Raw genomic sequence first — 25,172 nt, forward strand, 5'->3', positions numbered from 1 at the left:
GATGAAATCCTCTTTGATTAGCGTTCAGTTAAGGTGAGTGATGAGGCTTTTACTTCGATCTTTTGTTTTGGCTGAACCAGCTCCGAACCGAGCAGTGCCAGTGCAAGCCATAATCCGAGCATGCCGATAATGCCTATCCAGCCATTTCCATCCATAGTGAGTTGGTATGGATACAGCCCTGCATCGAACTTGGCGATGGTTTGCACTTCCATGATGGTAAACCAGCGAATCAGCCATGCACTTGCCAGTGCGGCAGCAGACACAAAACTGAGCCCTATGACGTGACGAAATCTGGCTGATGCGGACTTTTTGGTATCGCGCAAGAAGATGAAAGCGAGCAAAACACAACCTAAAACGACAAAAGTGAGCAGGGCAATGTTGTGCATCCATTGTTCGCTAGAATAGAGCGAAAATGCGGAATTGTTGGATGCCCAAATCGGTAGCAGTATCAGCGTTAATACACCGCTGGTAACCACTGATTTTTTAAGTAAATTAGTATCGCCAGATGTCAGCGTCTTTGACTGACTAGGCAGCAAGAGCCAAATCAACAGAGAAAATCCGACCGCGCTCATAAACGCAGTGACAAACCAAAGAACCGGCGACGCGGGTTGGTGCCATAAAGAGCGCGATTTAACGACTGCAATTTCAGCGCCTGTGTAGACTGCAATGGTGATGCCTGATAGCACCGTGATAACAGATACCATAAGCATGACTCTACGAGAGAGCGCCCAGTCACCCAGTGACAGCTTTGAAATTAGAGGCAGTACTTTCCCTGGCTGATTACGTAATTTGATCAGATCCTCGCGGAGATACAGCCATGCAGTCACTACCGCTAAACCTGAGAAAACAGGCAAGAAAAGCGACCCTAAAGACATCCATGACCACGGAGTGATGTGTGCGTAAAAATGCCATGCGCGTCCCGGTTGGTGAAGGTCGCCAGTTAACGCTAATGGCCCCACGATGGCGCCGATGGCCAGCGTCAGAACAAGCGCAGCGCGCAGTCTGTGACTGGTGTGTTTTTCAAATAATAGGGCGATTAGGAATAAAACAGCAGCCGCATAAGCCGAACCGATGTAGAAGAAATACTGCACCGCCCACGGGAGCCAAGCCATTGCTTGAGGTTGGACTAACACTTCGGTGATGTTCATGCGCGCTTTCCTTGTGGGTCGTAAATAGCTGGCTGCCCGTCGATGTGGCTGGTGAAGCGTTCATCCATGCCGATGTAAAACACATGCGGCTTGGTCTCTTCATTGGGCTTTAGCACTTTGATATCGTCTTGGTGCTTCGCAATTAAGCGGCGAACTTCACTTGATGGATCATTCAAATCACCAATTACACGTGCTCCGCCAACACAGGTTTCCACGCAGGCAGGTAATAGGCCTTGTTCTAGACGGTGAGCGCAGAAGGTGCATTTGTCTGCGGTGAGGGTGTCCTCATTGATAAAACGCGCATCGTAAGGGCAAGCCTGTACGCAATACGCGCAGGCGACGCAGCGACTGTTATCCACCATGACGATGCCATCTTCGCGCTGAAAGGTCGCTTGAACCGGACACACAGCCACGCAGGGTGGGTTTTCGCAGTGGTTACAAAGGCGAGGGAGCATAAAGGCTTTCGCTTCTCGCGTGGCTGTAGAGCCATCATCTAACGTAACTTCGTATTGCTTTACGGTGGTTCGGAATTGACCGATAGGCACTTGGTTCTCGATGCTGCAACCCACAGTGCAAGCCTGGCATCCGACACATTTACGCAAATCCACCACCATGGCATAACGCTTGCCGACTTGTCCTTTTCGGTCAGCGGACTGGTTATTTCGAATAATGTTTCCCGCAGTTGCCGTGCCAATGCCTGCGACTGGAATTAACGCGGCTCCGGCTGTGACCGCGCTGAGAAAGCGACGTTTGGTGGAATCCATAACTCACCTGCTTTTTTGTTGTATTTGAATTGACTGATTCCATTGTGAGAAATGCGCCGCGAGGCTTATATTGTGGATTTCCACATACCCAGATCAAACTTGATCTAAAACAAATGTGGTTTAGGGAAGGTAGCTGTTATTCTTGTCGTACTCTCTTGACGGAACGATTCGACTCATCATGAAAAAAGCACTGTGGCTTCAGCTTTGGATTCTTTGCTTAGTTGCCTTTGCATCTTTGGCTCAGGGCGCAGTTTCTGAACAAGCAGATCTGCAAGGAATGCAAGAGCAAAAAGCAGAGCAGCCACAGGCCAAGCAAAAAGTCGAAGTGGGCGTGTTAGCGATACGTGGTCATCTTTATGCTGAGCAGAGATGGCAACCGACCATTGATTGGCTCAATCAGCAAATTTCCGATGTGCATTTTGTCCTTCATCCCCTTAACTTGGATGAAATGGGCGAAGCGGTGAAGTTTCAGAAGATAGATTTCATCTTAACCAACCCAGGTCAGGCAGTGCGATTGGGCAGGCAATACGCGCTGTCGTGGATGGCAACGCTAACCAGCAGAGCACCACAAAACTCGAATTACGGCATTGGTTCGGCGCTTGTGGTTCGAGCCAATTCAAGTTATCAAACGGTGCAAGATGTCTCAGGACGTCCCGTTGCAGCGGTATCAGAAAAAGCCTTTGGTGGTTATCTCACGATGCGCTATCAAATAGTCAAAATGGGTCTTAATCCAAACGATTTCTTTTCTGATGTCCGCTATCTTGGTTTTCCTATTGATGCCAACCTGTATCAATTACGTGATGGCAATGTGGAAGCGGCCGTTGTCCCTGCTTGTTTATTGGAACAGATGCTAAGCGAAGGGCTTTTACAACCGAGTAATTACCGAGTTTTAAATCAACAGCCGAACGAGCGTTCGTTATGCGCTGTTTCCACACCGCTTTATCCGAACTGGTCATTTGCCAAAACAGAGCGCGGCTCATCTCAGATTGCCAAACAGATTGCGCAAGTATTGTTAGCGATGCCACCTGAACACCCTGCGGTTATTGCGGCAGGCGCGTCAGGTTGGACGTCCCCCGTCAGCTTGCTGAGTATCGACAAACTGTATCAGGCGTTGGATCTCCATCCGTTGCAACAACCTTGGTGGAGTGAGGCTCTACGCTGGCTGCGTAGTCATCAAGAATGGGCATGGGCGCTGTTCATGTTTGTGATTGTGTTGAACGCGTACCACTTTTGGCTTGAGTATCGATTTAGCAAGAGTAAGCAAGCGTTGGAGCAGACATCGTTACGATTAAAAGAGAAAAGTGAACAGTTAGAACATTCACAAAGGGTCGCGATTGTCGGAGAAATCGGCACTAGTCTTGCTCATGAACTCAATCAGCCATTGGCAGCCATTCGCAATTATAGTGAAGGCGGTTTACTTCGCTTGGCCAAAAAGCGCCCTCATGAAGATATTGTCCCTGTGCTTGAGAAAATACAGGGCCAAGTTGAAAGAGCCGATGCAATTATTCAGCGATTAAGAACGTTGATTCGCAAGCGCAGTGTCGACAAAACGTCGTGCGATCTTCAAGTACTCATTGATGACACGATTGAGTTGCTCCATTTTAGAATGCAGAAGCAAAACATTTCGATTATGGCCAGTACAGAAGGGAACATTCGTCCATTACTTGTCGATGCAGTTGGCGTACAACAGGTTTTAGTTAATGTGATCAGCAACGCGATTGATGCGTGTACTTTGTTCCAAGAGAAATATCACTCATCAGGTTATCAAGGTAAAATTGCCCTGCATTGCGATTACCAAATCAGTCAACTCTCTATTCGAGTGTTAGACAATGGTACAGGGTTGCAGCAAGAGAATCCGACTCAAGCGTTTGTGAGTAGCAAAGAAGAAGGGCTTGGGCTGGGGTTAGCCATTTGTCGCGATGTGATGGAAATGCATGGTGGCGAGTTTGTCATCAGCTCGATAGCACCACATGGTTGTTTGGTTGAGCTTGTGTTTCCATATCAAAACTAATCTGAACTAGGCATAGGAGCACTCAATGAGCAGCGGTGAAAAGCAGCTACCTGTTTTTGTAGTCGATGATGATGAATCGGTGCGTGACTCGCTCGCTTTTATGTTGGAAGAGCATGACTTCAACGTGACGACTTTTGCTGATGGGCAATCTTTTCTCGATAAAGTGAACATTCATCAGGCCGGATGCGTGATCCTTGATAGCCGAATGCCCAACCTTCGTGGCCAGCAAGTGCACCAAATTTTAAATCAAGCCAACAGCCCGCTAGCCGTTATTTATCTGACAGGGCATGGTGATGTTCCGATGGCGGTCGATGCATTGCAAGCTGGGGCGGTCAATTTCTTCCAAAAACCAGTCAAAGGCGATGAACTGGCACGAGCCATTTTGCAGGGACAGGCGCAGTCTGCCACAAACCTCGATATGGCAGCAGCTAAATCGGCTTATGAATCGCTCACACCTAGAGAAAAAGACATTTTACGTTTGATTATTGAAGGAAAGCGCAACATTCGTATTGCTGACGAACTTTGCATAGCAATGCGAACGGTTGAAGTACACCGAGCTAATCTATTGAAGAAGTTCTCGGCAAAAACCGTCGCAGAGTTGGCATATATTTATGGCAAGCTAGATTAAAGCTTACCGAGTGAAGCCTCTTAAGGCTATTTAGAGGATACAACTTGAGCTTTATGACGACTCGCGTATTATCTTCTTCGTTCTTACTTTATCTGAATTCTTATGAGTTTGTTGACTAAACGACATCACACGCCACATAAGCGGGCAAAATGGCTACTGGCGATTATTGGCTGGGTGGTCGTTGTGTGTCTGATGCAAAATTCAGGCTTTGCATCGTCATGCTCTATGAAATATGAGACGGAATCGCCCGCGGTTTCACTTGCTGATGAGCGTTCGAGCGTCAAGTCGATTGATACTAAAGAAACTAGCAAGTGCGAATTGTCTGAAAAGTTAATTCAGTTTTCTCAACATCAACTCGATGTATTTATTGTTGTTCTGTTTGTCGGTCTTTTTGCTTCGGCAATTTGGTTGTGCAGTGCCTATATTGGTGCGCAACATTGGACGGAACCGATAGGCCGTAAGTATCGAGTCCATCTGACTTTCTGTGTGTTCCGAGAATAAAAGCGTGCTTTCTGACCACTAGCGTCAGTTATTTAGCACCTTTGTCTTTTAACTAGGAATCACTATGAATCAAATTACTAAACTGACTCAGTTTGCGTTCATGTTTTTTATGACGCTTGCTTTGAGTTTGCTCTCTCTGAGTATTTCAGCTCAAACTACTGATACAGGTTGGATAACCAACCCACAACATCCTCCAGTGCAAACGCGCTTTGTGCTCACTGGTCAACAAGATCCGCAAGCCAAAACACTTACAGGTTATTTGGATGTCAAGTTAACCGGAGACTGGAAAACTTACTGGCGTTCACCTGGTGAGGGCGGCGTAGCACCATCTATTGATTGGCAAAATTCACAAAATTTATCCAAAGTGGATTGGCAATGGCCGCACCCACAAAAATTCGAACTATTAGGTATCGAGACTCTTGGGTATAAAGGCGATACTTTGTTCCCCATGACGCTGCACGTCGAAGACATGTCCAAACCTGTCACGATTGATGCGGTACTGACACTTTCTTCTTGTACGACGATTTGTGTGCTGACCGACTATCAAATTCAATTGACGTTCTTGCCTTCTGATCTAACAGTCGATGAAGGCGTGATGTTCAGTTACGCTCAAGCAGTGAGTAACGTGCCGCAGCCATCGCCGTTTATTGATGTTACTCAGGCGAGTTGGGATGTGAACCAATCGAAACTACAAATCAAGCTACAGAACAGTCAGGGTTGGCAACAACCACAAGTGCTGGTGGATGGTGTCGATGAAGCAACGCGAGACTATAGCTTCAAGCTTGAAGGAATGCATCAAGAAGGAAACATCGTCACCGCGAGCTATATCGTTGATACTTGGCTGGGCGATGTGGAGTTAGATGGTCAGTCGCTGTTTGTGACCATCAAAGACACCAATTTACTAGCAGAAGAAACCACTCAAGCAACTGCTGAGGCAATAGTTGAACCGTTGCCGAGCACGTCTCTAACGAGTGTTTTTCTATTCGCGTTGCTCGGCGGTTTAATTCTTAACATTATGCCTTGCGTTCTTCCGGTTTTGGGGATGAAGCTAAGTAGTATTGTTGCCGCTCAAGGTATCGAGCGTCGTCAAATTCGCGCTCAGTTTGTTGCCTCGTCACTTGGTATATTAACGTCGTTCTGGATTCTCGCTGGTTTTATTTTGGTGCTTAAGCTAACAGGTAATGCCATTGGCTGGGGCGTGCAATTTCAAAGCCCTTGGTTCTTAGGTTTGATGGTGTTGGTCACCACTTTGTTTGGGGCCAATATGCTGGGGCTGTTTGAAGTCCGTCTATCATCGGGTACCAATACATGGCTGGCCTCGAAAGGCGACAACTCGTTAGCTGGACACTATGTGCAAGGGATGTTTGCAACCTTGCTTGCTACGCCGTGTTCTGCGCCTTTCCTAGGAACGGCCGTGGCGTTTGCTTTGGGTGCCGATGTGGTTACGCTGTTTGCTATTTTCACCGCCTTAGCGTTGGGGATGGCGTTGCCTTGGATTATGGTGGCAATTTTCCCAAGTATTGCGCTTAAATTGCCGAAGCCGGGTCAGTGGATGAACGTGGTCAAAAACGTATTTGGTGTGATGATGTTGGCCACCAGCGTTTGGCTACTGTCTTTGATGGCCAATCACCTCCCAGTGTTTTGGGTCATTTTCGCCGGTTTAGTCGCGTTTATTGTTCTGATGATTCGCGTTAAACGCGTTCATGGCGATAAAGCACTCGTGCTATCCGGCTCTGCATCGCTTATCTTAATTGCTGGCGGGCTGCTACTTGGTAGTATCACTGCCGACCAATGGGCGACACCGCTTCCTGAGGACTTAGCGTGGCAGAAGCTTTCTAACTCGGCGATAGAACAGCACGTCAATAATGGGCGAGTGGTGTTTGTGGATGTCACTGCGGATTGGTGTGTCACGTGTAAAGCGAACAAGATCGGCGTGATCTGGCAAGATCCTGTCTACTCATTGCTGCAAAGCCCTAATGTGGCGACGTTAAAAGGGGATTGGACACATCCGGACGGCTCGGTAACGGACTTTTTACGAGCTCATGGGCGTTACGGTGTGCCGTTTAACATCGTCTATGGCCCGGCGGCGCCACAAGGTATCCCGTTACCTGTTATTCTGACTGATGATGTTGTTTTAAGCGCGGTGAAACAAGCGAGTGGGGGAACCATTCAATGAGTTCGACAAAGCAGCGTAGAACATTCCGATATTGGCTCGTTCAAATCGTACAGATGGTGCTCATTGTCACCGCGATTTCTATCGCGATGGATTGGTATCGCACCAAAGATATTCCTAAACAGGAGGCTCCACCATTGAGCTCCGTATTGAGCGATGGTGAATACTTCGATGCAATCGCGCAAAGTTATGAACAACCTGTCGTTGTTTATTTTTGGGCTACTTGGTGTCCCGCTTGTAAATTTGTAAGCCCAAGCGTGAGTTGGCTGAGTGATGACTACACCGTAGTTGGCGTTTCTGGATCGTCGGGACCGAATGAGCGTGTGGCGCAGTTTATGAGGGCAAAAGAATATCGTTTCGAAAACATAAACGATCCTTCAAGCGATATTATGCGCGAATGGAAAATTAGCGTGACCCCAACCATTTATGTTTTAAGAAATGGTGAAATTTCCTCTGTCACAACTGGCGTTACTACTCCTATAGGAATACTAGCGAGAATTTGGTTAGCTCGATAACGCTATAAAAATCCGATATTCAAAATATTGAGTATCGGATTTTTTGTTGTCCTAAACAACCAGTCGGTCACATACCATAAAGAACTAGTTAACTAATAAGTGTCTAGATGCTTATTGCGTGCTACATTCGAGCATCGTTCTGGTTATCAAGGAGGAAACGATGAACGTAGCAAAAATGTATGATGATGTGTCGGATCGCTATCAAAAGTTGGTGGATGGCAGTCACTACGTCGGTCCACGTTGGATTTCTGAGAAGTTAAAAACCTTTCCCATCGAGCAAGGCTCGGTTCTCGACCTAGCCTGTGCGACTGGCAGTATCGGCCATGTCGTAAAAAGTCACTATCCAGAACTCGCCATCCATGGCTTAGACATCTCGTCCAAAATGGTTGATAAAGCGCGCCAAACTAGCCTCTATCAAAGTGTCGCGGTTCATAATCTCGATGAGCCATTTTCCCTTTGTTTGAGCAAACCTTCGACCTTATCACCGCACTTGGTTTTACTGAGTTTCTAGCAAAGCCTCAACAACTTCTGGAGTGCATTTCGCATAAGCTAACTGCGAATGGACGATGTTTTATCAGCTTTCAATACCACGATCCGGATGGGCAAGATTTGCCTCGAAATACTTATAGTGGATCGGTCGTGCATAAGGCATATACCGAAAGTGAAGTTGAGCAACTCTGTCAGCAAGCTGGGTTGGAAGTGGTTTCCCTAGAAAATGTGATTGGTTACGTATCTGGTGTTGGTTATGTGTGTCGATACTTGATGCTAGAGCTGAAAAAGTCACACCGCTGAAATAAGTAACAAACAAGGATTGTTTTTGAAAACACAAGATTTAACCGAGTTCGGGTCTGGAATTGAATACGATGCTCAATACGACCAGCATTACCATCACGACATTGCTTTCATCACAAGGTTAATCGAAGAAACCAATGCTCGAAGTGTATTGGATGTCTGTTGTGGTTCCGGTATTGTCACGATTCCAGTCTCTGAGCAACTCAACGAAGCCATTGGCATTGATATTTCTGAAGGGATGCTCAAACATGCAAAGGACAAAGCCAAAAGCAGGAGTAACTTGCGTTTTCTTCATCTCGACGCAACCCAGTTTTCGTTAGGTAAGAAGTTTGACCTAGCCATAATGACAGGGAATGCATTCCAAGCCTTTTTAAGTGATGAGATGCTAGCAGGTGCACTGAGCTCAATATCAAGACACCTCGAAAAAGGTGGGCGATTTGTCTTCGATACGCGGTTACCAACGCCAGAGAATCTAGAACTGGATAATGAGATGGCACTGTGGCAAACCTATGTTTCTCCTACTTATGGTGAAGTGAATTATTTAGGTATGAAGGCCGAGTATGACTTGCAAACATCCATCATGTATTTGAAGAAAGAGCGCCATTTTGAAGGTGGAACGATTGAGTATTCCAGCATTGATTTAAAATATCGTCCGCTGGAAGACATAGAGGTTTTCCTTGAACAAGCGGGATTCAGAATCATAGAGAAGTACCAGTCTTGGTCAGCGCAAGCATTTGAGGCGAATGCCAACTCGCTTGTCTGTGTGGCTAAGAAAATATAAATCAATGTTGAGGGATACAATGCAAGGATTTCAAATTACTACGTCGTTAGATGACATGGATTTAGACGTTATCTACGAGTTCATTTCAAACAGTTACTGGGGAAAGGGCATTCCAAGAGAACGCCTTGAGAAGTCATTGCGCCATTCGTTCTGTTTCGCGGTTTTGGATGATGAAAATCAACTCGTTGCTTTTGCTCGGTTAATTACCGATCGTACCACGTTTGCGTACCTTGCCGATGTGTTTGTTATGGAGGTACACCGTGGTAAAGGCATCAGTAAGTGGTTGATCTCAGAAATTGTTGCTCATCCAGAACTACAAGGCTTACGCCGTATGATGCTTGCAACCCGCGATGCTCATGGGTTGTACGAACAGTTTGGGTTCACTCCTATTGCTCCAGTAGAAAACTTTATGCAAATCTGGAAACCGAATGTTTATCAGAGCTAAATCATGATGAGAGTTGAATCTCAACAAGTGGCAATCAGATACCTCAAAACAACAGACGCTGCTCCCCTGTTTGAAAACTATTTAGGCGATGAGAAAGCATGCCGCTTCCTCAATCGCCAAGCCCACCAAAATGTTAATCAAACCCTTGAAGCTATCGAAAGATGGTGTGCTCAATATGATCAAAAGTCTCCCAATCTCTTAGTCTTCGCTATTGAAGAACTCACTTCTCAAACTCCTATTGGTTGTCTGGTGCTGATACCTGAGCAAGACAGCAGTGAAATCCATTTTGGTATTTCTGCTCGCTATCGGGGAAAAGGCTATGCAACCCAAGCCTGCAAACTTGGCGTTGTCTACCTGCAAAGCTTGGGTATAACGCGCATTCGCACCGCCCCGCATATTGGCAACCACGCGAGTATCCGTGTGTTGGAGAAATGCGGCTTTATCAGCCAAGGCATTTTAAAAGCGCATGCAGTTTTTCCTGCTCTAGGACGTGAGGCGCAAGACTGTATGGATATGCGATTGGAGGATATCGAACAGCGCCATTTTGCACATTGTTCAGAATGAAATTGATAGCGGTTGAAACGAGCGGTTACAGAGCTTGTCAGTCGCCATCGTAGACAGCGCCTTTGCTGAATGATTCTTCGAAGTTTTTTAGTCTTTGATTGTCAGAGGCGACTGACAAAACCATACCAACTGTGACAACCAAACCGCTATTAAAGCAGGATATTATTCCTTCAACTTTGTGTTTTAGGAGTAGTCATTAGACTACCCAATAATTGTTGGAATAAATAATGACGAAACGTTGGCTTGTCTCCGCTGTGAGCATTGCGCTGCTCGGCGGTGGTACGTATTTCTATCTCCAATCTGCCGCTCAACCAGAATTACTGCCTACATTGATTGTGGAAAAAGGCACGATTGAAAAACAAGCGGTGGCTGTTGGTAAAATTGTCCCTGCACACTCTGTGTCTATCAAGTCACAAATCGACGGTATCGTCGGTGAAATTTACGCGAAAGTTGGTGAAAAGGTGAAGCAAGGCAAACCGCTGATCAAAGTGCGTCCAAACCCAACTCCCCAAGCATTAACGGATGCATCGGCAGAACTCATGCGTAGCGAAGCCGATCTGGAGTCCGCCAAACAAAAACTGTCCAACTTAGAAAGCTTGGTCAAGCAGGACATTATTCCAAGTAACTACGACGAATACGTAAGTGCGCGCTCGGCAGTCAAATCTGCGCAAGCGGACGTATTGCAAAAGCGCCAGAATCTCGAACTCATCCGCAGTGGTGAGGCGTCGATCGGAGATGCGCGTTTAACGTCGACGATCTACGCGCCAATTGATGGCACGGTACTCAACCAGAAAGTTGAGGTCGGAGAGCCGATCATCTCGACTCAATCAAGCCAAGCCGCGACTGAAATGATGTCATTGGCCGACATGAACAGTCTGATTTTTAAAGGCAGCGTCAGTGAGCATGATGCTGCGCAGTTGTCTCCGGGAATGCCCGTTATGTTGACGGTTGCGCCTTATCCTGATGTGGCGATTTCTGGTGCGCTAACCAAAGTGGCGATTCAATCTGAAAACCTTAACTCACCAGAAGGCAACGCTTCGGCAAAAAGTTTTGATAACGGTTTTGAGGTTGAAGTGGGAGAACTCAAGATCCCACAAGATGTGTTGCTTCGTTCTGGTTTTTCTTCGACGGCTCAAATCATTCTGAAGAAGTCTGAAAACGTGCTCACGCTACCGGAGCGCGCTCTGCAATTTGATGGTGACGCACCGAATGTTCTGATCCCTGATAGCTCAGAACAAGGGTTTCATAAACAACCTGTGAAACTCGGTCTGTCAGATGGCATCAATGTCGAAGTGCTTGACGGCGTGGAGCTTGATGAAGAGGTTATCGACAACAGTATGATGGGAGCGGCGCATGGTTAAGCTGCAACGATCAACAATCGCCTTTGCATTGTTGGCTGCCACGCTCAGTTTGCCGACCTACGCAATTTCTATTGAACAAGCTTGGCAACAAGCAAAGCAGAACGATCCAAATTACGAAAAAGCGAAAATCGGCGTCCAGCTTGGCGAGGTTGGCGTACAGAGTAGCCGCAGTGCGTTATTGCCGGGTTTAAGTGCCAGTGCGTCAGCGGATTGGAATGAGTCCTCAAGCCATTCGAACAGTTACGGCGCAACCTTATCTCAAACTATTTGGGATAGCAGTTTATGGTCGGAACTGGATCAAGCGAATGCCAATTATCTCAAAGCACAGTTAGAGCTATCTCAATCGCATAACGAGCTTGCGCAGACGTTGCTCACCGCTTACCTAGATGTGGCAAGCGCACAGGGCGACCTCAAATTGGCGCAGTCCAAGCTGGAGGAGGGGAAAGAACTTCTCAACATCATCGAGAAACGCTATCGAGCAGGCAAAGTGAAGTCGGTTGATGTTGAAGAGATGCGAGCGAATCAAGTCTCTGAGCAAGCAAGTATCCTCAATGCAAAAGCCGATCTCGAAGTGAAAAAAGCAGATCTTGCGGCGTTAATCAATCAAATGCCCGAGAGTGTCGACCAAATTCGAACGGATTCTTTGATTCAGCCGCCGATGCTAGTGAACTCTCAGGAGCAATGGCTAAAGCTGGCTAAAGACAGCAGTCCAGAGCTGTTGGTGGCGGCGCAGATGGTGAAAGCGAGCGAGTTCGCGAAAGATTCAGCTAAAGGTGGATACTACCCAACCGTCAAAGGCAGTGTGGGCTACAGCGATGGTGACAATCGTTCAAACGGCGAGTTTAACGCTGGGATTAGTTTGAGTTTGCCGATTGACCTCAATGGTGCAGTGCGAGCGAAAGTGGACGAAGCATCGTTGAACATTTTAAACGCCAAGCAAGATATGCGTAGAGTGGAAATTGATATTCAGAAACGAGTTATTCAGCAGTTTACGCAGGTCGATATCAACTGGAATCAAGTTTTGATAGCGAACGAGCTGGTTGAGTCGCGCGCCAGAGTGTTGCAAAGCAAAGAGAAACTTTACGACGCTGGTCTGCTTGAAGTGTCGGAAGTTATCAGTGCACACAACAGCTTGTTTGAGGCGAAAAACAGTCTGCAAACCAACTTGTACAGCTATTGGCGTAAGAGAATCGGCTTACTGCAAACCGCAGGGAAACTCGATGACGATACCATGGCGTTGATCTCTCGGGCTTTTCATTCATGAGCAGCCTGTTGCAGCAAACTTGGCAAACGTTGATGGCGCATCGCATGAAGAGCGTGCTAGCCATTATCGCGATTGCTTGGGGCGTGATCTCTGTGGTGGTGTTAATCGCACTTGGCGAAGGCTTTTATCGCCATCAGACTCAGTCGTTTTCATTTATGATCAACAATGTGCAAGTGGTGTTTCCGTCGAGTACCAGTAAACCGTGGCAAGGGTTACCTTCAAGACGCCAAATTGATATACCACAAGAAAAAGTCGACATGATCAAACAGTCGGGCTTCGTGCAACAGGCGTCAAGCGTTTACGCCAAATGGGATGCGAATATCACCAATCTCAAAGGACAGAATTTATCGAGTACGGTCAGCGGTATTGATACGTCTTACTTTCCTTTAATGCAACGCAAGCTGCAATCCGGTTCGAGAAACCTGTCACCAAGTGATATGGACAACCACACTCGCGTGGCGGTGTTAGGCGATCAAATTGCGCAAATGGGCGGAATCCAAATCGGGGATAGGCTCAAAGTCAACGGCATTCCGTTTTTGGTGATTGGGATAACCGTTGGTGAGGACACTGGCATTTCATTCGGCGATAGCCGCACGGTTTTCATTCCTCAAACAACGTACCGCGATTTGTGGGATGCGAAACCTTGGATGGTATTGATGAAGCCGAGAGAAGGGATGGATGCATCGTCATTTCGACAAAATATCGTGAACTTTTTCGCCAAGCAGCTTCATTTTGACCCAAGTGATAAAGATGCGGTCGAATTACCCGATTTTAGTGAAGGTGCGGCGGTCATCAGTGGAATTTTGCGTGGCATTCAGATTTTTCTTGGAGCGAGCGGCGCGATGACCATGGCGGTCGGTGCGCTTGGCGTTGCCAACATCATGTTTTTATCTGTCACGGAGCGCACGCGTGAAATCGGTGTGCGTTTGGCGATCGGGGCGACTCAAAAATCCATACTCAGTCAGTTTATTCTTGAAGGGCTTATTTTGGTAGCTGTGGGCACGGCATTAGGTCTGATGTTTTCGTATGCCGTGGTGTCTGTCCTAAGCAGCATGGCATTACCGGAATGGATTGGTTTACCTGTGATCACGCCAGATTCCATTGCTTGGTCTTTACTTGTGACGCTTATCTTGGCATTGATGGCATCGTATTTCCCAGCAAGGCGAGCATCGCGTCTCACGCCAGTCATTGCTTTGAGTGCGAGGGCCTAGTCATGTTGTTACCGATGAGACAAATTTTCCAAGAAATGGCCGCAGAAAAGCTGAGATTGGGTTTGACCATTCTGGCTGTAGCGTGGGCGACCCTCTGTATCGCTGCTATGTTGGCGGTAGGTGAGGGCATTCGTCAGGGGGTATTGAAAACCGCACAAAATGGTAACGGCAACTTGATTTATTTGACCGGAGGGATGGCCACCGTCGACCACGGTGCTTTTCACCAAGGTAAGTTTCTGACGTTAAAAATGGACGATTCAGAGATCGTTCGAGCATTACCCGATGTAAAAAGCGTTGCGCCAACTGCGAAGTGGAAAGAGCGCATCACCGTTGGTGACAGAAGCTCATGGCAAGAGCCGTTAGCAGTCACGAGCGAGTTTCAATCCATGACCAATTTGGTGCCGATGGCGGGGGGACGATGGTTAAATCCACTCGATCAAAAAGAGACGCGCAAAGTCGTTGTACTGGGTTATGAACTGGCAGCCGACTTATTCAACCCGAATGAGGACTTTAGTTGGTTTGCGACAGTCACATTGCAAGTCAACCCTGTTGGGCAAAAGGTAAAAATCGGCAATGAGCAGTTCACCGTTGTGGGCGTATTGGAGAAAAACAGCGCCCAAATAGAACTGGGGGATCTTATCAACTATTCCAGCTTTGTGCCGTTAGCGACGTGGAAGCGATTTCATGTCAACGGTGAAATTGGTGGCATCAATGTGCAACCACAAGCCGATGTAGACCGAGAAGCCTTAGCAAAGACGATCAGGCAAGTGATTGCCCGTAAGCACGGGGCAAGTGTCAGTGATGAACAGGTCGTCCAAGTCGATGATATGTTCCTTAAACAAAAGAGTATGCAGCAGTTTCTGATAGGTTTGCAGAGTTTTCTTGGCATTATCGGCTTCGTGACGTTAGCTGTTGCTGGCGTTGGCATCGCCAATGTGATGTATGCCACCGTAAAGCGATCTACGCGTGATATCGGCGTGCGCATGGCGGTCGGTGCAACCCCAACGGCCATTCGCATGCACTATTTAGTGCAGTCTTTATTGACAATGATGATGGGGGGCGCGCTTGGCTTAGGCGTGACGTACGCGCTGGTGTCTGCCATCAGTTCCATTCCTTTAGAGGGCAATGCCTTTTATGAACAACTGGGTAAACCTGTCCCTGAGTTGTCGTGGGTCGTTGTCGCGATTGTCATCCTCACCTTAGTGATAATTGGTGTGGCATCTGCATGGTTACCTGCAAACCGAGCCGCAAAAGTCAGCCCATTGGAGGCGCTACAAAGTGAATAACAACAATAACTCTGGAAAGAACATGTCGAACCAGCCGCTTGTTGAGCTAACCAACATCTGCAAATACTACTCAAGCGGAGAGGCGGAAGTACGTGCGCTCGACGGCGTAGACTTAACCATCAATCAAGGTGAGTTTCTTTCGATTCTTGGCCCGTCTGGCTCGGGTAAATCAACGCTAATGAACATGCTCGGCTGTTTAGATAAGCCCACCGATGGCGAGTACCAACTTGGCGGCCAAAACGTAGCAAGTTTAAGTGCGAATGAGTTGGCTGGCATTCGTAACCAAAAGATCGGGTTTGTCTTCCAAAGCTTTAACTTATTGGAATACGCGACGGCGCTTGATAACGTGGCACTGCCGTTGGTTTACTCTGGCATCAAAGCCAAAGAACGTCGCCAGCGCGCCGCCAAATTGTTAGAGCAAGTCGGGCTAGGGGATCGTTTAGACCATAAACCAAACCAGCTTTCTGGTGGTCAAAAGCAGAGAGTTGCGATTGCAAGAGCCTTGGTCAACGATCCGCAAATCATCTTAGCGGATGAACCAACGGGTGCATTGGATTCAAAATCTGGTGCTGAGATCGAAGCTCTGTTCAACCAACTCCACGCCGAAGGTAGAACCTTAATCATCGTGACGCACGATAACGCCCTCGCAGAACGCACCAAACGCATCATCACGATCAAAGATGGTAAGGTGATTTCGGATTGGGTGCCGGAGTGATATCTACAGTTTGGAACTTTACTAAAATAAAGATAATTTACCTATGAAAATGGTTACTTTGGAAGTGGTGTTTTAGTCATCCTTGTTTAGAATTTACATCTCAATTTTAAACAAGGCTGTAATATTGTAATGCATATCAATCACGCACTTTATAGAAGTGAAAAATATAGCGATGAACCAATAGAAGAGATCCTTTCTCGGTTAAACAATACTGATTATTTTTATTTGAATGAGAGTAACCCTAGTGAAGGTGCTTACTTGACTAAGAAAAAGAAAAATATCTTAATAGTAAAAAGAAAAACTTCTCGAAGTTCTGAAGCACATCAAGACCGGCTATTCAATGATCGTGAGTTTATAAACTCCAGCTCAATTGTTGCAGGGCGAGAGATTGGCGGCGAGCTTCGATGTAAACTAGAACAAGATAAAAATAAAACGAAAATAACGTACTCTTGGTATCCTGATGAGTTTGTTCAAAAGTTTTGTTATGCATTTATTGTTCTGGCTTTTTTAATGTCAGCCCTTAAATTTACTCCTGGTGATTACGATGTTATTTGGAATCTATTGAAAGCTGTTTTGATATTTTCAGTTCCAAGTTTATTACAAATGATTTACCTTCCAGGTCAAATAAAGCTGGCAAACAAAATTTTGAGATTAAATAACACTAAACAGTAGTTATTAAATACATAAAAAGCGATGTTAATGTGAGCAATCGCTTTCTATATTTAATAATCCGATTCCTATCAAAAGCAATCGACTTTTGTCTATATCTCGTGTGGTTAAAACCGATTTTTAGAGAGCAACTGCTCCACTTTTCCTTTCGCTGTTTTACTTACCGTCTGCATAAACTTAAAGCTTGGCGCTGCGATGCCCGATTGCTCAAGCTCTTCTACCATCAGCAGCCACAGTTTTGCTGTTACCTGTGCATCGGCTAACGCGCGGTGGAATACACCGTCGTTTTCGATGTTCTTATAACGAACCAACTCACCCAGCTTGTGTGACGGCGCATCTTGAATAAGGCGTCTTGCTACCAATAAAGAACACGCGAACTCACCAGAGTAGCCGCAGTCGATTCGCTCCAGTTCCGTATCCAGAAAGCGCTTATCAAAAGACGCGTTGTGCGCGATAAGGTTCTCACCCGCAATAAATTCACTGAACGATGCCATCACTTCATCGCAGCTCGGCGCTGTGCGCAGCATGTTATTGGTAATGCCTGTGTAGCCCTCAATAAATGAGCTAACACGAAAGCCAGGATTCATAAGTTGCTGAAAACTATCGGCCACCTCACCATCGACGATCTTAACCGCACCGATTTCAATCGCGCGATCCCCCATATTCGGAGACAGACCTGAGGTTTCAAAGTCGAGTACGACAACGGAGTTAGCTTGAGGCATGAAGTTTTCCAACTGAACAATAGGGCGCAAGAGTATCGTTGAAAGTGTGGGAAAAGGGAAGGAGGGGGAGAAGCTTTAGTAGTGAGAGAAACTTACGGAAGCTCAGTTAGACATTGAGTTTTAGATTGCCCACTAGATAAAACACCCTACAAAATCTGGTGCGTTCGTTTGCCCTCATAAAATGTAACCTAAAGCGATTCAAACTCTCACTGTGGGTGTTTGTCTGTTCAAAGTTACCTTTTTGGGTGGCGAGTTATCCTGATATCTGGTCAGCAATGATTATTCTGTGCTTTTTAATGAAACGGCACTTACCCACTTTGATCATATCTTTTAACTGGTGCAATCTTAACCATTACGCTGGTGTCCACAAATAACGTTGCAATATCATGACTTACTAAATTTGAAAAAGTTACAAATAGATATTCATAGATGTGCCGGTGGAACACCAAACACGATTGTATTTCTACCCGTTATACTTTCTAGCTCAATAGTGTTTCTTTTCTACAGAGTGTTTTTACTCAATTATATGTTGCTGACGTGATTTTGCCTGACAAAAAGTTATCTTGCATAGTGAAACCAACACAAACACGGTCAATTTTGGGTTATCATCTACAGATGCTTACCTGTACTTAACAAGTTGAAAGAGATATAGGTAAATGTTGAAGTTCAATATTACTAATAACTATTAAGTTTGATATGAAGTTCGGAGGATTTAACCTTGGAGAAATTTAGATAACAATGAAAAAACGTGATGTTAATTTATTACAAAGAGTCATGTTTAGGCTAAAAATAACATTCAATATTATTTATAAATTACTTGTTGTTGCGTTGCCGATTGATATTCTTAAATACTTAGCGATAAAGGGGTCTAGTGTGGCTCAAATTATCTTAGCGAGACGTTACTATCATGGAAGGCGTGTTAAGTATAACAAAAAGCTAGTAGTAAATTGGTTAACGAAGGCAGCGTTGAAGGGAAGCTCGGAGGCAAAGAAAGAACTTGGCTACCTGTATTTTAGTGGTGAAAAATTTAAAAAGGATTGGCGGTTAGCTAGCAAATGGTTGACGGAAGCATATGCTGACGGAGAAGTAGATTGCGCTGCTATTTTAGGCGTAATCTATGAAGGAAACGGACACTTTCGTCGAGATTCAGCAGAAATGTTGAGATGGCACACGATTGCAGCAGAATCTGGAGATTTAGAAGCGCAAAAAACTCTTGCGGCGATTTATACCATGGAAAAAGAGTACTCTAACCCTAAAATGATGATGCATTGGCTACACAAGGCAGCAGATCAGAATGACACGGATGCAATGCTTCTTCTTGGACACACTTATCTCGATGATGACCATTACGATCTCAACGAGGCTCTTAAGTGGCTTAAGACTGCTGCCAAAAAGAAGGATCACTACGCATTAGTTTTACTTGGTGACATTTATTCATCAACTAAGTACAACGTTGTAAATTATAAAGAGGCTATTCAAAAATATTATAGCGCAGTAAAAGAAGGTTCAAGCGTTGCGATGGGGAAAATTGGGTATATGTACCAATACGGCCTGGGTTGCGATAAGAATATAGATAAAGCAATAGAGTGGTATTCATTGGGAGTTAAATACAATGACCCATATTCTCAATTTGGCTTTGCGCAATTATATCGTGATAATGAAAATGGGATGATGAATTTAATTGAAGCGTTTAAATGGTCTTACTGGGCAAAAAAAAACAAACATCCAGACGCAGAAAAACAGTTCAAAGAAATTTCTGATAAACTAACGAAAAAAGATATAGATAAAGCACTACGTTCGGCTCAGAATTATAAAGTAAAACCTGTTAAAAGTTTGGGCTTTACTCTAGGTTATAAAATGGGAGAAAAAGGTACTATATATAGGTGAATAATTATTAAAATAAGATTGCTTAATAATTTATTATGAGTTTTTATTATTGTTTGTCAATAAAGAGAAGAAAGTTAAGTCCTAAAAGATATGGAGCCATTCCTTTAGCTATTGATGAATTTGAGTAAATGACTAAATTTGTTTTCTGGTTCGCTCTAATAAATAAATATAAAATTTATGTTAATAAGAATACGGAATTTTTAATACTGGCAAATAGAAGTAGCAAGTAGCAAAGGAGGCACAATGATATATTCATTAAAACTGAACTGGAGGAATATGCTAATGCTCTGTATTAGAAGTACAATATATACATTGGGTTTGGTAGCTTTTTCTGTCAGCGCTTTTGAGGGAGAGAGTTTTCAACACAAAGATTGGTATCTAGCTTGTGATAATACAGGGACCTGCCGGGCGGCTGGCTATTCAGAAATTGGCAGTCTTAATCCTGTTGCTGTGATGTTTACTCGTAAAGCGGGGCCTGCAGCGCCAGTAACGGGCAAAGTGTATTTAGGTGATGAATCTGATTTTGACCATTGGCCTGAGCAGATAAATCTTTATATCGATGGCCTAGAGTTGGGCCCGATACAGCATGACGCCATGACATCCATGCAGGTTCAGGCCATTCTTGCAGTAGTGACTAAAGATGCACTTATTGAAATTGGTGATGGTAAAACTAAATGGGTACTGTCTGGTAGCGGTGCCAGTGCCGTGTTTCGTAAGATGGATGAATATCAGGGGCGCCAGAATACTCCGTTTGCTATTGTCGCAAAAGGTCAGGGCGCTGAGTCTAGGGTGAATCTTGCTGTGGCTATCCCAACACTTGTGAATGTTGGCGGCGATGCAATGATGAAATCACTTGAGCCAGAATCTGCCCAATATGCCAAATTGTTACCACAGCTTCGTGCTAGCTATGAGTCTAAGGGAGACAGCTCCGAGTGCCATAGGTTGTTTGAAGAAACACCGTCAATTGCTATTGCAAAGCTTAATAATGGCCAATCATTGATTGAGGCGTCCTGTTGGATGGCGGCTTATAACTATGGTTCAAGTTATTGGTTGTTGGGAGAAGGCGATGCTGCTGTGCCTAAACGTCTTAACATCTCTGGTAATGACTATTCTGACGGCATTGTTTCCTCCGCTCATAAAGGCCGAGGATTGGGGGATTGCTGGAGCTTTGAAAGCTGGTTGTTTGATGGCAAACAAATGGTTCGTGCGAGTTATGGTAATACAGGTTTGTGCCGTGGTATTGCCGCTGGAGGCATTGACTTCATGCCTATTTGGGTAAGCGAAGTGGTTACTACACAAGATTTGAATAAATAGCTATGTTTTTAAGTTACTGTTCTAGCACTTCTGCTCAGGGCCTTTTAAGGTTCTGAGTTTAAAAGCAATAATTGCTGTCTGACTCGTAACAATTCTGGTACTAAAAAACGGTAGACCCTATCACAAATACCTACGAGAAATTGTTTGTAAAGTATAAATTACATAAAACTCTTCTTGTGCGTTCCTAGCTTCGATAAGGCGTAGCTATAGTCAGATAAAAAATACATCCAATATATAATCAATTCGGTGTAAAGTTTGCGAAATCAGGAACTATACCAAAAGCTCTTTTGATGAGGTTCTTTACTCCTATTTCAACTTTTATGCCGGCTCGCCCCTCAAGCTTAATTTTGCTCGTGGTACTTTGTGGATGTGATGGTTTTAAGAGGGCTCTACCCCAAATTCGTTAGATTAAATAATCTAAAAAGTCTAAAAGCGTGTGTTTTATACTACGAAAATACTGCGATAGAATGAAACTTAACAAGATTTAAGCCTTTTATATAGTTGTTTTGCTTGTCAAACCGCTTCTTTTAGTAGTGAAATTGTTTAAACAACTTGTTGGGAATGATAAGTCGCAATAAGTATTGCTATCATCCTCTTAACCCAAGATAAAACTGACCGTATGTGAATGTTTTATGCATTCGCACAGAAAATCTGATGACGGTCTAAATATAAATCTGAGAACAGGTATGTCATTATCAATAACAAGATTCACGAGGGTAATCTGCCCGCCCCTGGGCAGTTTGCTCTGTTTAACCTTTCTTACTGGCTGTGAAAAAGCAACAGAAGGGTTGGTGTATGGCACAAAAAGCAAGTCAGTAATTATTGACTATAATGGTAGCGAAACAGATGTCATCATCCCAGATTCGGTAACTACTATTCGGCGTGATGCGTTTAGACGTAGCAAGCTCACCAGCGTGACTATCCCTGATTCAGTGACTACTATTGGTGCGAGTGCGTTTAGTTACAACAATTTGACCAATGTGACTATTCCAAATTCCGTGACCACCATTGGTAGGGATGCATTTAATGGAAACAAGCTCTCTAGTCTGACCCTTTCAAATTCGTTGACTACCATTGGTGATTGGGCGTTTCAACACAACGAACTAACTAGCTTGATCATTCCAGACTCGGTAACAACCATTGGTAAGGAAGCATTTTATGGAAACAAGCTCTCTAGCCTGACCCTTTCAAATTCTGTGACCACTATTGGGGATAGTGCGTTTGAACGCAACGAGCTTACTAGCCTGATCCTTCCAGATTCGGTGACCGTTATTGGCGAGAGTGTGTTTGCCGATAATGAGATCCACAACGTGACTATACCAGAATCTGTGACCACCATTGAGGATGAGGCGTTTATTCGAAACAAACTCACCAGCCTGACTATACCTAATTCAGTGACCACCATAGGAAAAGTTGCGTTTGCTGACAACAACCTCACCCACGTGAGTCTCTCTGATTCGGTAACCACTATTGGTTGGGGGGCATTTACTGGCAATACGCTTACCAGTGTGACCATCCCAGACTCTGTGACGACTATTGAGGGTTCAGCGTTTTCTGACAACAATCTCACCAGCGTGATTATCCCAGATTCGGTGACCACCATTGGTTCTAATGCGTTTAATGGTAATGCAATATCCACATTCAACAATGCGCCATCAGATGGCATAATCTTTGCTCGTAATGATGATGGTACTGACAACAAGAAGGTTGTTGTTTCCTTTGGCGGAGGGAGAAAGGAGATTGTTATTCCTGATTCGGTGACTACCATTGGTTTCGGTATGTTTGAGGGCAACAATCTTACCAGTGTGACTTTTCCAGATTCGGTGACTGCCGTTGATAAGAGCGCGTTTGGTCATAATAATCTCACTAGCATAACCCTTCCAGATTCGATAACTACTATTGGAGACTATGCGTTTATTTACAATGAGCTCACTAGTGTAACGCTCCCAGGTTCTGTGATTACTGTTGGGGATAATGCGTTTGCTCACAACAAACTTACCAGCGTGACCATTCCAGACTCGGTGACCACCATTGGTGAGGAGGCGTTTGCTGATAACGCGCTCACTAGTGTGACTATTCCAGATTCGGTGACTACCATTGGTGAAGGGGCGTTTGCTGGTAACAAGCTCATCAGTGTGACCATTCCAGATTCAGTGACCACCATTGGTGAAGGGGCGTTTGCTGGTAACAAGCTCATCAGTGTGACCATTCCAGATTCGGTGACCACCATTGGTGAAGGGGCGTTTGCTGGTAACAAGCTCATCAGTGTGGCCATTCCAGATTCGGTGACCACCATTGGTGAAGGGGCGTTTGCTGACAACAAGCTCATTAGTGTAACCATTTCAGATTCGATGACCACCATTGGTGAGAGGGCATTTGCTGATAATGAGCTTACTAGTGTGACCATTCCAAATTCGGTAACCACCATTGGTGAGAGGGCATTTGCTGATAATGAGCTTACTAGTGTGACCATTCCAAATTCGGTGACCACCATTGGTGTGAAGGCGTTTTCTGCTAACAAGCTTGCTAACGTGACTATCCCTGATTCGCTGACTACCGTTGGCCAGGGGGCGTTTGCTGATAACGAGCTCACCAGTGTGACTATACCTAGTTCTTTAACTACCGTTGAGGATGATGCGTTTGCTCACAACAGGCTCACCAACGTGACCATTCCAGATTCGATAACCACCATTGGACATCGGGCCTTTTCTGGCAATGAACTCACCAGTGTGACTATCCCAGATTCCGTGAATATTCTTGGGTGGGAAGCATTTAGTTACAATAATTTAACCAATTTGATCATTCCAGATTCGGTGACCATTATTGGTTGGAAGGTGTTTAGTGATAATAAACTCACCAGTTTGACTATCCCAGATTCCGTGAACACTATTGAGGGGGCTGCATTTTCTAACAACCAGCTCATCAGCGTGACTATCCCGGATTCTGTGACCATTATTGGTAATGGAGCGTTTAATGGTAATGTAATATCTGCAGTTAACAATGCGGCATCAGATGGATTTATTTTTGCTCGTAATGATGATGGCACAGAGAACAAGAAGGTTGTCGTATCCTATGGTGGTTCAAGAAAAGGAATTGTTATTCCAGATTCGGTAAACACTATTGAGCGTGGCGCGTTTTCTGATAATGAGCTCACCAGTGTGACTATGCCTGATTCGGTGACGACCATTGGTGAAAAGGCGTTTGCTTACAACAAGCTCACCAATGTGACTATACCTTATTCAGTGACTACCATTGAGAATGAGGCGTTTCGGAACAACCGACTGACCAGCGTAACTATCCCAGATTCTGTGACCTCTATTGAGGATAAGGCGTTTAGTAATAATAAACTCACCAATTTGACCATTCCAGATTCAGTAAGAACTATCGGAGAGGCTGCGTTTTCTGACAACCAGCTTGTCAACGTGACCCTCTCAAATTCGTTGACTACTATTGGCTTAGGTGCATTTAATCGCAATGCACTATCCACAGTTAATAATGCACCATCAGATGGCTTTATTTTTGCTCGTAATGAGGATGGCACCGAGAATAAGAAGGTTGTTATTTCCTATGGTGGGGCAAGAAAAGAAGTTGTTATTCCTGATACGGTGACCATCATTGAGCGTAGGGCGCTTGCTAGCAGCGAACTAACCAGTGTGGTCATCCCAGATTCGGTTACCACCATTGGGCGTGAGGCGTTTGCTGGCAATGAACTTATCAGTGTGGCCATCCCAGAATCGGTTTCCACTATTAGCTATGGGGTATTTAGTAACAATAATCTCACTAGCGTAACTATATCAGATTCGGTAAATACCATTGCACCGGAGGCGTTTGCTGATAATAAGATCACTAAGGTGACTATACCAAGTTCAGTGTCCTTCATTGGTTATAAAGCGTTCCGGAATAACCGACTTGCCAGCGTAACTATCCCAGAATCAGTGTTCGATATTCAAAGTGAAGCGTTTGCTGGCAATGAACTCACCAGTGTGACTATTCCATCTTTGGCGACCCACAATGGTTTGATAGCGTTTGATGAAGGTGTAGATATTCACTGGTATTAACACTATTTTGTGTGCTGTTGCAATTTTAATATGTGGCAGTACACAAAGTTTTTGGAGAATGGTGTTTTCATCAGATATTGTTTTTGAAGGCTCTCTTATGACGACCGAGGTCGACGTGCAACATCCTTGTCTAGGTATTTAAAGTAATGGTATTTAATAATCTGTATCTAAACAAAGCCTTTTTACTATTGCGATTTCGCTCATCGCACTAGCACTTCCAAACTCATGTTGCCGCATCTGTAGTTATTTGATAGTTGCTTATATTCAATTTTCCTAAACACGTTTTTGTACAGAAATATCACGATCTGAATTTTAACACATGGTGTTTTCTAGCTTGAAAATGCCCTAAATCGCTTAGAATCT

The 25,172-nt window shown here is 44.9% G+C and carries 20 protein-coding genes and 1 pseudogene; 18 read left to right on the top strand and 3 right to left on the bottom strand.

Annotation, left to right across the window (positions count from 1 at the left end):
• Positions 1-17 precede the first annotated feature (17 nt).
• Together nrfD and dsrO are read right to left on the bottom strand one after the other, a co-directional pair.
• Complete coding sequence (nrfD, locus tag UQW94_RS12905) at positions 18-1,148, bottom strand: NrfD/PsrC family molybdoenzyme membrane anchor subunit (RefSeq protein ID WP_322142264.1); 1,131 nt, start codon at positions 1,146-1,148, stop codon at positions 18-20.
• Complete coding sequence (gene dsrO, locus UQW94_RS12910) at positions 1,145-1,912, bottom strand: sulfate reduction electron transfer complex DsrMKJOP subunit DsrO (RefSeq protein ID WP_213870307.1); 768 nt, start codon at positions 1,910-1,912, stop codon at positions 1,145-1,147. The genes nrfD and dsrO overlap by 4 nt, the downstream gene beginning before the upstream one ends.
• A 178-nt stretch (positions 1,913-2,090) precedes the next feature.
• Between dsrO and UQW94_RS12915 the strand changes: the two genes are divergently transcribed.
• From UQW94_RS12915 to UQW94_RS12985, 15 genes and pseudogenes are all read left to right on the top strand, one after another.
• Complete coding sequence (locus tag UQW94_RS12915; protein WP_137282250.1) at positions 2,091-3,923, top strand: sensor histidine kinase; 1,833 nt, start codon at positions 2,091-2,093, stop codon at positions 3,921-3,923.
• Positions 3,924-3,948: 25 nt separating this feature from the next.
• Positions 3,949-4,551, top strand: a complete 603-nt coding sequence (locus UQW94_RS12920) for a response regulator transcription factor (RefSeq protein ID WP_025767241.1) — start codon at positions 3,949-3,951, stop codon at positions 4,549-4,551.
• A 102-nt stretch (positions 4,552-4,653) separates the two neighbouring features.
• Positions 4,654-5,052, top strand: coding sequence for a hypothetical protein (locus UQW94_RS12925; RefSeq protein ID WP_005376702.1), 399 nt, complete (start codon positions 4,654-4,656; stop codon positions 5,050-5,052).
• Positions 5,053-5,116: 64 nt separating this feature from the next.
• A complete protein-coding gene (locus tag UQW94_RS12930) occupies positions 5,117-7,228 on the top strand; it encodes a protein-disulfide reductase DsbD family protein (RefSeq protein WP_137282251.1) in 2,112 nt (703 codons plus the stop codon).
• Entirely contained in the window at positions 7,225-7,740 is a 516-nt protein-coding gene (locus UQW94_RS12935; protein WP_033905715.1) for a protein disulfide oxidoreductase, read from the top strand. The genes UQW94_RS12930 and UQW94_RS12935 overlap by 4 nt, the downstream gene beginning before the upstream one ends.
• A gap of 160 nt (positions 7,741-7,900) precedes the next feature.
• Positions 7,901-8,532 (top strand): annotated as a pseudogene (locus UQW94_RS12940) (class I SAM-dependent DNA methyltransferase).
• A gap of 25 nt (positions 8,533-8,557) precedes the next feature.
• The gene (locus UQW94_RS12945; protein WP_086046926.1) at positions 8,558-9,313 is read left to right on the top strand and encodes a class I SAM-dependent methyltransferase; all 756 of its coding nucleotides are present in this window, start codon (positions 8,558-8,560) and stop codon (positions 9,311-9,313) included.
• A 19-nt stretch (positions 9,314-9,332) separates the two neighbouring features.
• Positions 9,333-9,758 (top strand): GNAT family N-acetyltransferase, encoded by a 426-nt coding sequence (locus tag UQW94_RS12950; RefSeq protein ID WP_161440840.1) that lies wholly within the window; start codon positions 9,333-9,335, stop codon positions 9,756-9,758.
• A gap of 3 nt (positions 9,759-9,761) precedes the next feature.
• Positions 9,762-10,322: a GNAT family N-acetyltransferase gene (locus tag UQW94_RS12955; RefSeq protein ID WP_213868106.1), complete on the top strand. Its 561-nt coding sequence runs from the start codon at positions 9,762-9,764 to the stop codon at positions 10,320-10,322.
• 227 nt (positions 10,323-10,549) lie between these two features.
• Complete coding sequence (locus UQW94_RS12960; RefSeq protein WP_322142265.1) at positions 10,550-11,683, top strand: efflux RND transporter periplasmic adaptor subunit; 1,134 nt, start codon at positions 10,550-10,552, stop codon at positions 11,681-11,683.
• Positions 11,676-12,947: a TolC family protein gene (locus UQW94_RS12965; RefSeq protein ID WP_262630371.1), complete on the top strand. Its 1,272-nt coding sequence runs from the start codon at positions 11,676-11,678 to the stop codon at positions 12,945-12,947. The genes UQW94_RS12960 and UQW94_RS12965 overlap by 8 nt, the downstream gene beginning before the upstream one ends.
• Complete coding sequence (locus UQW94_RS12970; RefSeq protein WP_047010017.1) at positions 12,944-14,158, top strand: ABC transporter permease; 1,215 nt, start codon at positions 12,944-12,946, stop codon at positions 14,156-14,158. The genes UQW94_RS12965 and UQW94_RS12970 overlap by 4 nt, the downstream gene beginning before the upstream one ends.
• A gap of 2 nt (positions 14,159-14,160) precedes the next feature.
• Positions 14,161-15,444: an ABC transporter permease gene (locus tag UQW94_RS12975; RefSeq protein WP_222133036.1), complete on the top strand. Its 1,284-nt coding sequence runs from the start codon at positions 14,161-14,163 to the stop codon at positions 15,442-15,444.
• Between the two features lie 22 nt (positions 15,445-15,466).
• Positions 15,467-16,159 carry an ABC transporter ATP-binding protein gene (locus UQW94_RS12980; RefSeq protein ID WP_322142589.1) on the top strand — a complete coding sequence of 231 codons (693 nt, stop codon included), beginning with the start codon at positions 15,467-15,469 and terminating at the stop codon, positions 16,157-16,159.
• 129 nt (positions 16,160-16,288) lie between these two features.
• Positions 16,289-16,831, top strand: coding sequence for a hypothetical protein (locus UQW94_RS12985; protein WP_054824120.1), 543 nt, complete (start codon positions 16,289-16,291; stop codon positions 16,829-16,831).
• A 104-nt stretch (positions 16,832-16,935) separates the two neighbouring features.
• On the opposite strand, the gene UQW94_RS12990 is transcribed toward UQW94_RS12985, so the two are convergent.
• On the bottom strand, positions 16,936-17,550 hold the full coding sequence (locus UQW94_RS12990) for a PolC-type DNA polymerase III (RefSeq protein WP_225473334.1): 615 nt from the start codon (positions 17,548-17,550) through the stop codon (positions 16,936-16,938).
• Between the two features lie 738 nt (positions 17,551-18,288).
• On the opposite strand from UQW94_RS12990, the gene UQW94_RS12995 reads away from it, so the two are divergent.
• The 3 genes from UQW94_RS12995 to UQW94_RS13005 all read left to right on the top strand — a co-directional run bounded on the left by UQW94_RS12995 (position 18,289) and on the right by UQW94_RS13005 (position 24,809).
• The gene (locus UQW94_RS12995; RefSeq protein ID WP_225473331.1) at positions 18,289-19,437 is read left to right on the top strand and encodes a tetratricopeptide repeat protein; all 1,149 of its coding nucleotides are present in this window, start codon (positions 18,289-18,291) and stop codon (positions 19,435-19,437) included.
• Between the two features lie 243 nt (positions 19,438-19,680).
• Positions 19,681-20,751: a DUF1176 domain-containing protein gene (locus tag UQW94_RS13000; protein ID WP_225473329.1), complete on the top strand. Its 1,071-nt coding sequence runs from the start codon at positions 19,681-19,683 to the stop codon at positions 20,749-20,751.
• A gap of 791 nt (positions 20,752-21,542) precedes the next feature.
• Positions 21,543-24,809 (top strand): leucine-rich repeat domain-containing protein, encoded by a 3,267-nt coding sequence (locus UQW94_RS13005; protein WP_262687453.1) that lies wholly within the window; start codon positions 21,543-21,545, stop codon positions 24,807-24,809.
• Positions 24,810-25,172: the final 363 nt, after the last annotated feature.

Source organism: Vibrio sp. PBL-C16 (genome assembly GCF_034321865.1).
Lineage (GTDB): Bacteria > Pseudomonadota > Gammaproteobacteria > Enterobacterales > Vibrionaceae > Vibrio > Vibrio alginolyticus.